This window comes from Promicromonospora alba, from assembly GCF_042654905.1.
In the GTDB taxonomy this organism is placed as follows: domain Bacteria; phylum Actinomycetota; class Actinomycetes; order Actinomycetales; family Cellulomonadaceae; genus Promicromonospora; species Promicromonospora alba.
Genome location: NZ_JBHSFI010000001.1, coordinates 358,604 through 371,101 on the forward strand (window position 1 = coordinate 358,604; position 12,498 = coordinate 371,101).

General features: G+C 69.7%; 14 protein-coding genes. 5 read left to right on the top strand and 9 right to left on the bottom strand.

Annotated features, from left to right (window positions below; all coding sequences use genetic code 11):
* Positions 1-6: 6 nt before the first annotated feature.
* From ACFO6V_RS01690 to ACFO6V_RS01705, 4 genes are all read right to left on the bottom strand, one after another.
* Positions 7-1,149: a radical SAM/SPASM domain-containing protein gene (locus ACFO6V_RS01690; RefSeq protein WP_377131509.1), complete on the bottom strand. Its 1,143-nt coding sequence runs from the start codon at positions 1,147-1,149 to the stop codon at positions 7-9.
* Between the two features lie 154 nt (positions 1,150-1,303).
* A complete protein-coding gene (locus ACFO6V_RS01695) occupies positions 1,304-2,053 on the bottom strand; it encodes a phosphotransferase enzyme family protein (RefSeq protein ID WP_377132136.1) in 750 nt (249 codons plus the stop codon).
* Positions 2,054-2,104: 51 nt separating this feature from the next.
* Positions 2,105-2,575, bottom strand: a complete 471-nt coding sequence (locus ACFO6V_RS01700) for an NUDIX domain-containing protein (RefSeq protein WP_377131511.1) — start codon at positions 2,573-2,575, stop codon at positions 2,105-2,107.
* Entirely contained in the window at positions 2,572-3,798 is a 1,227-nt protein-coding gene (locus ACFO6V_RS01705) for a hypothetical protein (RefSeq protein WP_377131513.1), read from the bottom strand. Before ACFO6V_RS01705 ends, ACFO6V_RS01700 begins: the two co-directional genes overlap by 4 nt.
* Positions 3,799-4,064: 266 nt before the next feature.
* Here ACFO6V_RS01705 and ACFO6V_RS01710 point away from each other — a divergent pair, with 266 nt between their 5' ends.
* On the top strand, positions 4,065-5,219 hold the full coding sequence (locus ACFO6V_RS01710) for an HAD family hydrolase (protein WP_377131515.1): 1,155 nt from the start codon (positions 4,065-4,067) through the stop codon (positions 5,217-5,219).
* Between the two features lie 4 nt (positions 5,220-5,223).
* Here ACFO6V_RS01710 and ACFO6V_RS01715 read toward each other — a convergent pair whose 3' ends face one another.
* A complete protein-coding gene (locus tag ACFO6V_RS01715; RefSeq protein ID WP_377131518.1) occupies positions 5,224-5,388 on the bottom strand; it encodes a hypothetical protein in 165 nt (54 codons plus the stop codon).
* 185 nt (positions 5,389-5,573) lie between these two features.
* Here ACFO6V_RS01715 and ACFO6V_RS01720 point away from each other — a divergent pair, with 185 nt between their 5' ends.
* On the top strand, positions 5,574-5,771 hold the full coding sequence (locus tag ACFO6V_RS01720) for a hypothetical protein (RefSeq protein ID WP_377131520.1): 198 nt from the start codon (positions 5,574-5,576) through the stop codon (positions 5,769-5,771).
* 119 nt (positions 5,772-5,890) lie between these two features.
* Positions 5,891-6,772 carry a hypothetical protein gene (locus tag ACFO6V_RS01725; RefSeq protein ID WP_377131522.1) on the top strand — a complete coding sequence of 294 codons (882 nt, stop codon included), beginning with the start codon at positions 5,891-5,893 and terminating at the stop codon, positions 6,770-6,772.
* Between the two features lie 3 nt (positions 6,773-6,775).
* Here the strand turns inward: ACFO6V_RS01725 and ACFO6V_RS01730 are convergent, their stop codons facing one another.
* From ACFO6V_RS01730 to ACFO6V_RS01745, 4 genes are all read right to left on the bottom strand, one after another.
* The gene (locus ACFO6V_RS01730) at positions 6,776-7,117 is read right to left on the bottom strand and encodes a metal-sensitive transcriptional regulator (protein WP_377131524.1); all 342 of its coding nucleotides are present in this window, start codon (positions 7,115-7,117) and stop codon (positions 6,776-6,778) included.
* Between the two features lie 110 nt (positions 7,118-7,227).
* Positions 7,228-7,527, bottom strand: a complete 300-nt coding sequence (locus ACFO6V_RS01735; RefSeq protein WP_377131526.1) for a YHS domain-containing protein — start codon at positions 7,525-7,527, stop codon at positions 7,228-7,230.
* Positions 7,528-7,558: 31 nt separating this feature from the next.
* Entirely contained in the window at positions 7,559-9,862 is a 2,304-nt protein-coding gene (locus ACFO6V_RS01740) for a heavy metal translocating P-type ATPase (RefSeq protein WP_377131528.1), read from the bottom strand.
* 10 nt (positions 9,863-9,872) lie between these two features.
* Positions 9,873-10,889, bottom strand: a complete 1,017-nt coding sequence (locus tag ACFO6V_RS01745) for a heavy-metal-associated domain-containing protein (protein ID WP_377131530.1) — start codon at positions 10,887-10,889, stop codon at positions 9,873-9,875.
* Between the two features lie 188 nt (positions 10,890-11,077).
* Between ACFO6V_RS01745 and ACFO6V_RS01750 the strand changes: the two genes are divergently transcribed.
* Complete coding sequence (locus ACFO6V_RS01750) at positions 11,078-12,277, top strand: winged helix DNA-binding domain-containing protein (protein ID WP_377131532.1); 1,200 nt, start codon at positions 11,078-11,080, stop codon at positions 12,275-12,277.
* A 68-nt stretch (positions 12,278-12,345) separates the two neighbouring features.
* The gene (locus ACFO6V_RS01755; RefSeq protein WP_377131534.1) at positions 12,346-12,495 is read left to right on the top strand and encodes a hypothetical protein; all 150 of its coding nucleotides are present in this window, start codon (positions 12,346-12,348) and stop codon (positions 12,493-12,495) included.
* The last annotated feature ends 3 nt before the right edge of the window (positions 12,496-12,498 follow it).

Genomic DNA, 12,498 nt, shown 5'->3' on the forward strand with positions numbered 1-12,498 from the left:
CTGAAGTCACCCGATCTTCTTGGGCCAGCACTCGCTCGGCTTCTTCGGCTTCTTGTAGGTCGGTGGGCAGTCCCTGTGATGTGGATTGCACGCCTTGGGGTCGCATGACGGGAGCTGCGGCGAGCAACGAGGTCCGCAGTCGATAGGTTCGCAGTTCGGACCACACTTCTCGCCCCACGCCTGCGGCTCGGCGCGGCGATCGAACTCCGCCCGCAGTTCCGCGGTCGCCTCGGCAGCAGGCTGGCCACCCAGGATCTCTGTCAGGGTCGTCTCCTGGACGTTCCCGACAGGCATCCACCGGGTGAAGACGCACGGCCACACGTCCCCGGTCGGGCTGACTGCCACGACGCCGTCGCCGCAGCCACCGCACAGTTCCGCGACCGTGGCGTCTCGGTCGCGGATACCGCGTCCGACCTGCCGCAGGTGGTCGACGCCGACGTCGGTCACACCGAGGGCTTCCAGCTCCGCGGTGGCGGCCTGCACGTTCTGGTCGTCGAGCATGCCGATGATCCCGGCGCGCAGCGGAACACCGTGGGCAATGGCCTTGGTGATGTTCGCCTTCGTGCGCGCGTGCGTGTTCCGCTTGGTGATCAGGAGGTGTTGGACCGGGTCGTCCGAGTACCACGAGCACGCCAGCCGGACCCCGGGGCGGGTGAACGTGTCCCATATGCGCGCCGAGACGTGCACGAGGTTGGAGAAGACCTCCACCTCCAGCCCGCGCTCCAGGGCGTACTCGATCAGCATCGGCAGGTCCGGGTGCAAGGTGGGCTCCCCGCCGATGAACTGCACCATCTTTACGCCCAGTTCGGCGCATTGGTCGATCACGCGCTGCCAGTCCGCAGTGCCCATGACGCCGTGACTGCCCTGCGGGCCGGACTCGGCGTAGCAATGGATGCACTCCAGCTGGCACTTGCCCGTGATCTCCAGCCACACGAAGTTCAGATCTTTCCGCGGCGCGTTGGCAGCGGAGTGGGTCTCGATCGTTGCGGTCATGTGTTCCTCCAGGTTCGTCGCTGTGGTGCCTGGGGGTGCAGGTCGGGACCGTATCCGCGGGGCGGTAGCCGGACGGGTCAACCCGAACTCATGCTTGCCTGCGGATACCCACGGGGGAACGGCATTCTGGGCGGCATTCTGGCTCAGCACGGTCATCGATCTGCTGGGCGGACGGATCGGGCCGTCAGATCACTCGTTCCCAGTGCCAGGGACGCGGCCCGCGCCGTCCGCGGAGGTTGTCGATCCGGAGCTGGACCTCGGCCCTGCGTTCCGGACGCGATTGTGTGACGTGGGCGGCGTAGCAGGTGACTCATAGCTCGCGGATGTCGCGGAAGAGCTCGAAGCCGGTCCAGGTGGTGACGTCGAAGCCGTACTCGTCGCAGTACTCGGCGTACTCGTGCGCAGGCAGGGTGCTGTAGGTGGTCAAACGGCACGCCGTGGAGGTCAGATCCCATTCGGGCGGCCCGACCGAGCAGCGTTCCAGGTCCAGCAGCGTCACCCCATGGCCTTCGACCTCGACGACGTTGCCGGCCCACGCGTCACCGTGGATCACGGCATCGGGTCGGCCAGTGGGACGGCGTCGCCACCGTTCTTCGAGGCTCGTGAGCTGCTCACGGAGCCAGGTGCGGTCGTTGTCCGCTATCCAGGTTGCTCCGTCGATCCGTTCTCGCAGGCGCACGAAAGGCGCGACCGTGAAGTCTCGGAGTTCGTCGGGGACCGGTAGTCCGTGGAGTTTCCTGAGCGCCGCGGCGACCTGGCGGACGGTCCCGTTGCGATGCAGGGCGAGCTCATGCCAGAACGTGACCGGACGTCCGTCGACAACGACGGGTTGGCCCACGTCCAGCGGCTCGACGGCACGCACCCCGTTGTCGTTCAGCCACCGTGCGAGAAGGACCTCCCGCCGGGCAGCCTGCTGTTGACCCGCTGGGTTCACGCGCGCGATGACCCGGCCGGCAAGGCGGTAGATCTGGTTCTCCCCGTCACGGATCAGTTCGGCGCCTGAGGGATCAAGCCCTACCCGAGCACAGGCGCTGGCCAGCGAACCTGCTGGTGGTGTCATCACGCGGCGGGGCTTACAGCCCGCGGCGAACGGAGCGCCGTGTCCACGCCGTCAGGGTCGTTCTCGCAGCTTGCCGTGCTCCAGATAGAGGGTGACGCCGTCGCGCCACGCTGCGTGTGCCTGCCGGACACGCCTGTCGAGACGCGGGATGACGTAGTCGCCAAGTTTGGCGAGCTGTACCCACTCGTAGGCGTCCAGCTCGACGCCGTCGAGCTGGATCCGCGACTCGTCGTCACCGAGCGGACCACAGTCGTACATGAAGAGGATCTTGTCGCCCTCCATGTCGTTCGGAGCCCAATCGCATGCGAGCATCCGCTGAACGGTACGGTCCAGCCCGAGCTCCTCGCTGACCTCGCGTTCGCACGCTGCTGCGGGTGATTCTCCGATGTCGACATACCCACCGGGAAGGTCCCAGCCGTTGCTGTAGGTCTTGTGGACCAGGAGCACCGCGTCGTCGGTTGCGAACACTGCACCCGATGCGACGCGAGGCGTGGCGAAATGCGCAGTCGGATCGGTGCTCATGCAGGGACACCGACTGCATGGGCGAGTCGGGTCAGTTCGACGCCGGGGCGTCGGGTGGCAGTCTCGACGAGAGAGTTCACAACGTCCTTCGTGATGTGGTGATGACGGACCTGGGAAGGCGCCGATGCCTCGGCTCGGACGAGCGTAGCGAGTGCGTCCTCCCTGTCGCCCACAGCGAGGCTGGCGCGGGCGATGTCGAGGTGCAGGCGGACTCGGCGCTCCGTTGGCATGTGGTCGACATCGAGATTCCCACCGACGGTCAGAGCCCTGTCCATGTCCGAAGCTGCTGCCGCAACGTTCGCGCGGTGGATCGCCACGTTGGTAGGCCCGAACGCCGTCCACAGTTCGTTGCGGTCATGTCCGATAACGCTCGCTGCCCGGCCGGCCTCATCGAGGTACGTCTCGGACTGGTGGGTGTTGCCCTGGCCGGCGCTGAGCACAGCACCGGTGAGAAGTAACGTCCCATAGACCGACGCCGCAACCGACGTCTGAGCCATTGCGGGCTGGAAGTCTCGGGCCGTGGCATCGATCAGCGCAAGCGCGGAATCCGCTCGTCCTGACACCGCCATGACGAACGCCGTCGTACGTAGCAACGAGAGGTGGACATACTGATCGCCGGCGACGCTGGCGGCAGCGACACCGCGGTCTGCCGCGATCCACGCCAGGTCCTTCTGGCCGGCCTTGGCCAGCACGATGGATGCGATCTGGTACGTCAGAGCTCTTGTGCGGGGATCAAGAGCGCCGTCGACGTTACGAAGCGCTGTAGTTGCGTGTCCCGCCGCACGCTCGAAACTTCCATCCTGGTAGGCAGCGAAAGCCTCGACCATTGGGTGCCTCGGCTCGTGCGTCCGTCTTTGCTGATGCTGGTTGCCAGTCCCTGTCGGAGCATAGGAAAGCACTGCATTGCAGAGGTCGTCGATCGCGCTGGTGGAGTCATCCGTCGTCCAGCCCCGCGCGGCCACGCCCAAGGCCGTGTCGACATCCTGGAGCGCACCGGCGGCGCTCTTCCTGTCCGCACGCATCGGCGTTTTCGGGACTGCCGTGTTTCCGCGTCGGGTCGGGAAGAATCCCAGCTCGCTATCTGACGTCGCCCCAAGTACGGCGCACAGACCCGCCCGGTAGTCAGCGTTCGGCCAGCGGTTCAGACCGCGTTCGTACCGACTGATCATGTCGTTGTCGAGGACGCGGCGGCTACCCGTCGTGGCCCAGATGTGGGCGTTCACGGCCTCCGCCAGTTCTGACCGGGACATCGGCATCCCGGGACGCGACGGTGACGGTAGCGCCTCGCGTCGTGCTCGCAACCGGTCGTTGCTCACGGTTCCCCTTCCGTGACCGCTGGAGCGATTCGCAGAATGCCGGACTTCGCTTCGCTGATTGCCGCCCGCGTGCTTGCTGAATGCCCTGCTGACGCGAACCTCGCGGAACAAGAGTAGCCAGCAACCCTCCACCGGTGGAGGAAAACGCCACGGCACCCTCCAGGAGACCGCCAGTGAAAGACACACGAGTTGTAACCGCTGTTCAGAGCGCGCAGACGACCATTCGGCGGCTGCTCGCTCTCGATATCGACGGGACACTCCTCGGCCAGGACGGGAAGGTCCCTACCGGGACGGTCGAGACTCTGGATCTGGTGCGAGCCGCTGGGCACGAACCCGTCCTCGCTACAGGCCGGTCATTGGCCGGTCTGATGCCCGTAGCGACCCGACTCGGCCTGGCCGATGGGTTCGCCGTGTCCTCGAACGGATCCCTGACGGTCCGCCTGGACCCGACCGCGCCGGCGGGATACGTGATCGAGGACTCCCGCAGGTTCGACGCAGGCCCGGTCGTCCACGGTGCTCTTGCGCTGGCACCCGGAGCACAGGTCGGCGTCGAGGAGGTCGGCTGGGGCTGGGTGGTCAACCGGGTGTTCGCTGATGGCCTGCTCAACGGCGAACAGAAGCAGACGTCGATCACCGACCTGTGCGCCGCACCCGCCACCCGGGTCGCGTTGCAGGCTCCGGGGATCGGCCGACACGTGGACGCACTTCGCGCCACCGGCGTAACGGTCACCCCGGCTGGTCCTGACTGGGCGGATGTCACCGCGCCCGGAACGAGCAAGGCCACCGCGCTGGAACGGCTCCGCATCCGCCTCGGCGTCCCGCCCGAGGCCACGATCGCGGTCGGTGACGGCACCAACGACATCGAGATGCTTCGGTGGGCCGCCCGCGCCGTCGCGATGGGCCACGCGGCCCCCGAGGTACGAGCAGCGGCCGACGAGGTCACCGGCACCATCGCCCAGCACGGCGCCGTCACCGTCCTGCGCTCTCTCCTTCCTACGAGCATCGACACGACGTCGATATCCCGGCTGGCGGCGCAGCTCGCCACCGCCGTCCACACCGCACCCGGCTCCGGTGTCGCGCTGCGGGTCTGGCACGGCACTCATACCGGTCTGGCCCGCTGCGAGGTGTGGACCCTCCACCTCGGCACCTGGGTACTGCATGCTCCAGTTCCGGCGGGGACCGGAGCCACCATGCGCGGAGTGGAGAACGCCGCCCGAGAGGCCGGCCTGGTCTACCCGCGCGGCAACGAGGGCCGCCGTCGGGCCCACTGGAGAGCCAGCTTCACCGGCGTCGGCCCGGCCGGGTTCGAGCTACCGCTCGCGCGATAGCCCGTCAGGGGCGGACGAACCGCGCGATGGCGTCGGAGGCTTCCTTGACATTCTCGGCTTGGCCCTCGTTGGCGTGCTCCGCGTGGCCCGTGTGATCGTCGTGCTCGTGCGGCATGGCCAGGTCGTCGGCTACAGGGTGGCCGGAGGTGTGCCGGTGTGCTTCGTTCATCGGATTCGCTCCTGAGTTGAGCAGTGACACCCGTCAGGCGGCAGGACGCCTTCGCCCCGTCCACGACCCGCGACTGGAGAACCCGGGCTCCACCCGCCCGCGGCCGACGCGCTCGCGGCCTACGCCCGCCCGTTCTCGACATACTGGCGGTCGAATTGCTCGCGGTTGGCGCGCGCGTCAGGACCGTGGCTCTGCGTCCAGTCCACGAGCCCGCTGACAACCTGCAGGTCGCGACCGTGCGCCAGCAGGTAGCCCCGTCGATGTTCACCGAGTTCGAGAACTTCTCGGTGTTCAAGCCCGGCGAGCACATCACCCCAACCCTGGACACGCTGCTGGACCAGACGGTCGCGTGGGCCGGGGCCTTGGAGCCGCTGCACGCCTGAGCAGGCGATCTCGCCGTCCGACGGCGGACGGGTCGGCCTCTCGCGCAGGCTGACCCGTCCGGCGTCGTGATGTACCTCAGGTCCGTGCGTCCTGCCCGATCGCCACATACGGTATGTCCGTGCCAGGGGGATTCAAGGTATTGAGGCGCCTTGTCGGCGCCGCCCGCGTCGCGGGCGGGGGCGCACGGCGTCGTCGGCCCGTCCGGCGCGAGCAGCTGACGTTCACCTGGGGCTCCCCGAAATACCACCAGGCGACGTACGACGACCGGTTCGGTCAATTGACCCGTTGGTATGTGCTCACCATCGAGGTCACCGACGGTCGGGTCACCCCTGAGCATTTTGTGGACGACGGGCCGCTGGTCGTCAGGCCGGAGGAAGGGCAATTCCTGGCGCTCCCGATGGACGACTACGGGTTCCTCAGGAACACGAAGCTGTCGGACGGGGTTGTGACCGTTCCGCCGCAGGTGCTCAGGCGCAAGCACCATTACCAGCTATACGTCAGTTGCAGCGAGGACTGTGGCCCACTGACGTGGAGCAACCTGAGCGGCGTCGATGTCCGATACCAGGAAGAGGACAGCGTGCGCCGCGTCGAGCGCTGGACCTTGGCACGCGTGCTGAAGACAGCGGCCTTCGCGCTCCTCAGCGTGGCCGTGTTCGGCTTCGCCAGCTGGATACTGGTCTGGGCAGCGAGCTTTCTGGTCGCCGGCGAACGGATCGAGGGCACCGCGACCGGCGAGACCTTCGACAAATCTGTCTGCATCGCCGCCCAGTGCACCGACTACAGCGCTACCCACTCGGTGGTCACCTACACGACCGACGAGGGCACGACCGAGCGTCTGGCCGTCATCGGCAACTACCAACCGGGTGCGACGGTCGACGTTCTCGTCAGCCCGCTCGGCGGGCCAGCCATCTCAACCGAACTCGAGGCGGTGGCGTATGTCGGCGTCGCCCTGGCGATCTTCTACTACGGGGCGCGCGTGCTCGGCGACCTGGCCTACTAGCCGTCAGGACCGGACGAGCCGCGCAATCGCGTCCGAGGCTTCCTTGACCTTGGCGTCCGCCTCGGGCCCGCCCATCCGGGCGGCGTCCACCACGCAGTGCTTGAGGTGGTCGTCGAGCAGACCGAGCGCGACGCTCTCCAGTGCCTTGGTCAGGGCAGACACCTGGGTCAGGATGTCGATGCAGTACTGCTCCTCGTCGACCATCCGGTGGATCCCGCGTGCCTGGCCCTCGATGCGCTTGAGCCGCGCGAGGTACCTGTCCTTGTCGGTGATGTAGCCGTGGGCTGTGGGCGCGTCGCCCTCTCCGACCAAGCCGGGGTCGGCAGGGGATCCTGATTCCGTCATGGGACCCATGATCTCATCTCCATCTGGTCAAGCGCCCTGGTCGGGCGGGCGAAGTGACGGTTCCGCGCGCACCGCACGAGGTGCGCCGCGGAACCGGGGCCGCCCTTCGGTCAGGCGGCCGTCACGTACTTGGCGGGATCGGCGTCGAACGGGGCCTCGCACGCCGCGCAGCAGAACCAGTACCGCTGGCCCTCGTAGTCACGGAACAGGCCCTTCGCCTCGGCGTCGGCCTTGACGACCGTGCTGCCGCGCATCACCGGGCACTCCGCGAGCTCCTCGGCCGACGGGCCGAGCAGGTTGCCGCCGTGGTGGCTCGTCACGGCAGAGTCTCCGTGGCCGCCGCAGTGGCCGCCTTCGGCCTGCGCGTGATCGCCGTGCGCGTGATCGTCGTGCGTGTGGTCGTGTCCCATGTGCTGGGTCCTTTCGTCGGTGATGGGTGGTTCAGGCGTCCTGCAGGACCCGGGCGGCTCGCCCAGGCGATGCAGGTACCCGGGAGTCCGCCGTCCGGCTCGCGAACGAGCGCAGGCGGAGACTGTTGCCGACGACGAAGACGCTGGAGAACGCCATCGCCGCGCCGGCGAGCATGGGGTTGAGCAGCCCGAGCGCGGCCAGCGGGATCGCCGCGACGTTGTACCCGAAGGCCCAGAACAGGTTCGCCTTGATCGTGCCGAGGGTCCGGCGGGAGAGCCGGATGGCGTCGGCCGCCGAGGTGAGGTCGCCCCGGACGAGCGTGATGTCCGCCGCCTCGATCGCCGCGTCGGTGCCGGTGCCCATCGCGAGGCCCAGGTCGGCCTGCGCGAGGGCGGGGGCGTCGTTCACGCCGTCACCGACCATCGCGACGACCTTGCCCTCGGCCTGCAGCCGGGCCACGACGTCGGCCTTGTCCTGCGGCAGCACCTCGGCGATGACCTCCGTGATGCCCACCGCGGCCGCCACCTGCTCGGCCACCGCGCGGTTGTCGCCGGTGAGGAGCACCGGTGTGAGGCCCAGGGCGACGAGCTGCGCGACGGCGGCCGCGCTGGTCGGCTTGACCTGGTCGGCGACCACGAGGATGCCGCGGGCCTCACCGTCCCAGCCGACCGCGACGACGGTCTTACCCTCACCCTCAGCCTGAAGCTTGACCTCGGCCAGGTCCGGCGGCAGGTACAGCGACCAGTCGGCGAGCAGGGCCTCGCGGCCGACGACCACCGCGTGCCCGTCGACGACGCCCTGCACGCCCAGGCCCTGGACGCTCTCGAACGACTCCGCCGTGGACAGGTCGCCGACCTCCTGGGTGGCGCCCTTCGCGACCGCCTGTGCGACGGGGTGCTCGGAGGCGTCCTCCAGGGCGCCAGCGAGGCGGAGCAGCTCGGCGCGGCTGGTCCCTGCGGCCGGGACGACGTCGAGCAGCGTCATCCGGCCGGTCGTCACGGTCCCCGTCTTGTCGAGCACCACCGTGTCGACCTTGCGCGTGGACTCCAGGACCTCCGGACCCTTGATCAGGATGCCGAGCTGCGCCCCGCGTCCCGTGCCGACGAGCAGCGCGGTAGGCGTCGCGAGGCCGAGGGCGCACGGGCAGGCGATGATGAGCACCGCGACGGCGGCGGTCAGCGCCGCGGTGGCGGGGAACCCGCCGCCCAGCCAGACCCCGAGCGTCGCGACGGCGATCGCGATGACCACCGGGACGAAGATCCCGGAGACCCGGTCGGCGAGGCGCTGGACGTCGGCCTTGCCGGACTGCGCGTCCTCGACGAGCCGGGCGATGCGCGCGAGCTGCGTGCCGGCGCCCACCTGCGTGGCGCGGATCACGAGCCGGCCGCCCGCGTTCACGGTCGCACCGGCGACCGTGTCACCGATCCCCACCTCGACAGGCACCGACTCTCCGGTCAGCATCGAGGCGTCGACGGCGGACGATCCGGCGACCACGACGCCGTCAGTGGCGATCTTCTCCCCCGGCCGGACGACGAACTCGTCGCCCACGGCCAGGTCCCCGACCGGGATGCGGGTCTCGGTGCCGCCGCGCAGCACGGCGACCTCCTTCGCGCCCAGCTCGAGCAGCGCCCGCAGCGCGGCGCCTGCCTGCCGCTTGGACCGCTTCTCGAAGTAGCGCCCGGCGAGCACGAACATGGTGACGCCCGCGGCGACCTCGAGGTAGATGTTGGCCGCGCCGTCGGACGGCGCGATGGTCAGCTCGAAGCCGTGCGTCATCCCCGGCTCCCCCGCCGTGCCGAGGAACAGCGCGTACAGGGACCAGAGGAAAGCGGACAGGACGCCGAGCGAGACGAGCGTGTCCATGGTCGCGGCGCCGTGCCGCAGATTGGTCCACGCGGCCTTGTGGAACGGCCACGCGCCCCACAGGATCACCGGGGCCGCGAGCGCCAGCGACGCCCACTGCCAGTAGGTGAACTGCCAGGCGGGGACCATGGCGAGCACGATCACCGGGACGGCGAGCGCCACGGAGGCGACGAGCCGGTTCCGCAGCGACAGCAGCTCCAGGTCCCGCGCGCCGGCGGCGTCGCCGCCGGACTCCGGGGCGTCCTTCGGCGCCGGGAGGGCCGCCGTGTAGCCGGTCTTCTCGACCTCGGCGACGATGGCGGCGAGGTCGTATCCGGCGGGGGCCGTGACCTTTGCCTTCTCCGTCGCGTAGTTGACGGTGGCGCTCACCCCGTCGAGGCGGTTGAGCTTCTTCTCGATCCGCATGGCGCAGGACGCGCAGGTCATGCCGCCGATGTCGAGGTCGACAGTCGTTGCCGTGCCGTCTGACATGGTGCTCCTCTCAGTGGTCGTGGCCGGACTCGCCGTGCCCGGTGGCGGGCTCGTCGGCGGGCTCGTCCGTGGGCTTGTCGGCGGGTGCGTCAGTGGGTTCGTCAGTGGGTTCGTCAGCGGCCGGCGCCTCCCCCGCGTCGAGGACGAACTCCGCGGTGCGCACCTCCCCGTCGACCTTGAAGTCGAGGTACAGCAGGTACCGGCCGGGGGTGGGCGCCTCGGTCATGAACTCGACGTCGGGACCCGACGTCGATCCGGGCGCCGGCTCGTCGCCCTCGGGGTGCACGTGCAGGTACGCCAGGTCGCCGTCGCGCAGCGCGACCAGGTGCCCGTAGGCGCCGAGGTACGGCTCCAGGGTGGTGACCGGCTCGCCGTCCTTCGTGACGGTCGCGGTGAGCAAGGAGCTGCCGTTCGCGCTCAGGTCTCCCGTGAGGGTTGCGGTGTAGCCGTCGACCGTGTCGCTCGAGGCGACCTTCGTGGCGGGTTCGGGCGAGAGAGGCCCCGCGACGTCGACCGTGCGGCTGAGCGTCAGGTTCTCGCCGGTCGCCCCGGGGACGAAGTCGGTGAACACGCGGTAGGTGCCCGCCTCGTCCCAGGCCCACGGGATGGACCAGACACCGTCCGCCGACATCGTGGGGTGGACGTGCCGGAACTGCGATCCGTCCGTGCGCACCACGATGAGGTGCAGCTTCTTGTCGTGCGCGGTCTCGAAGCCGGTCACTGCTACGCCGTCCGCGGTGGTGATCGAGAACGACAGCGTGCCCGCCTCGTCGACCTCACCGGGTGCGCTCACCGGGCTCAGGAGCAGACCGTCCTGTTCGAGGGCGAGCCCGTGGACCGGCGTCGCCGCAGCCGTCCCGCTCGTGTCCCCGCTCATGTCCATGCCCTCGTGCTTCTCGTCCTGCGCCGCCCCGGACCATGCCGCGACGGTGCTCTGCGGGACCACTGCCCCCGCGACGACGAAGGCGGCGACGAAGAGCGCCGCCAGGCCTGCTCCGAAGGCGCCGAGCCGTTGGGGGGCGTTCATGAGGCGCGCTCCGCCTCGTACCCGGCGTCGTGCTCGCTGGTCGCCACTGTCGTTTCCTTCCGTCGTCCGCCACTACCCCTAGGGGGTAACCGTATGCGGCCAACCATATACCCCCCTGGTGTATTCCGGTCAAGGCGCCTCGTGGGAACGACAGCACCCGCCGGTACGGCCGGCGCTACGCTCGGGAGGTGGCCGAGACCGTCTCGAGGGACGACGTCGTCGCGTTCCGCCTGGGTGCCCACCACCTGGTCGAACGCCAGGACACGGACGCCCTGCTCGACGTCGCCGGCCGGTGCGCCGTCCAGAACAGCCCGCCCGGCTCCGCGCTGCAGGCCCTGCACGCCCGGGTGCGCGACGTGACGCCCGACCTGGTGGACCGGGCCGTCGCCGAGCAGAAGAGCCTGCTGCAGACCTGGTCCATGCGCGGCGCGCCGTACTGGTTCCCCACCTCCGACGCCGCCGTCTTCACCACCGGAGTGCTGCCGGCCACCGAGAGGGCGCGACGGCACCTCGTCCTGGGCGTCGAGCAGGCGCTGGACACGCTCGGTCTGAGCCTCGCCGAGGCGGTCGAGCTGACCCGTGCCGAGCTCCGCGGCGTCCTGTCCGGGCGCCGGCTCGCGATCAACGAGCTGGGCGCGGAGCTCGCCCAGCGAGTCACCTCCGCACTCCCTGCCGCGCGCCGCAAGACCTGGCGGAGCGAAGGCCCGTACGCGGCGAACCAACCGCTCGGAGAGGGCGTCGTGCACTTCTGCCTGCGCATCCTCACCCTGGAGGGCATCCTCTGCTTCGCGCCGCGCGCCGCGAACAAGGCCCCGTTCGTCCTCGTCGACGAGTGGCTCGGCCACCCGCTCCCCGGGACTGGCCGCGCGGCCGACCCGGAGGGCGCGCGCGCCGAGCTGCTGCACCGGTACCTACGGTGCTACGGGCCGAGCACCCGCAAGGACTTCGCCGCGTGGCTGGGCGTCTCGACCGGTGACGTGGACCCCTGGTGGCGCCTCGTCGAGCACGACCTGACAGAGGTGGACCTCGACGGCCCGGCATGGCTCCGCACGGAGGACCTCGACACGCTGCGGTCGGCACGGCTGCCCACCGGTGTGCGCCTGCTCCCGCCCCGGGACCCGTACACGCAGCTGCGCGACCGCGGGACCATAGTGGACAGGAGATACCACCGCGACGTGTGGAAGCCGGTCGGCGACCCGGGCACGCTCCTGGTCGACGGCGAGATCGCCGGGACCTGGCGCCCGCGCAAGAACGGCCGCACGCTGACCCTTGCCGTCACGACGTTCCGGCCCCTGCTCGCCGGCAAGAAGAAGGTGCTCCGGGACGAGGCCGAGCAGCTGGCACCGTTGCGCGGCGCATCATCGGTCGCCGTCGAGCTCGATCGCTGAGCCCTCGCTCGCTCTCGCGCCCACTTCCGCACCCGCTCCCGCTACGGTTCGGTGAGGACTCCACCGCTGTGGGAATCGCGCCGGACGCCCTCGCCGAGATCGACAGGTGCCTCTGGTCCGACCGGCGGGCCGAGGCCGTCCGCCTGTATCGCGAGGCGACCGGGCACACCGCGGCCCAGGCGAAGGAATGGGTCGAGCAGCGCGCGGCGTCGTACTGACCG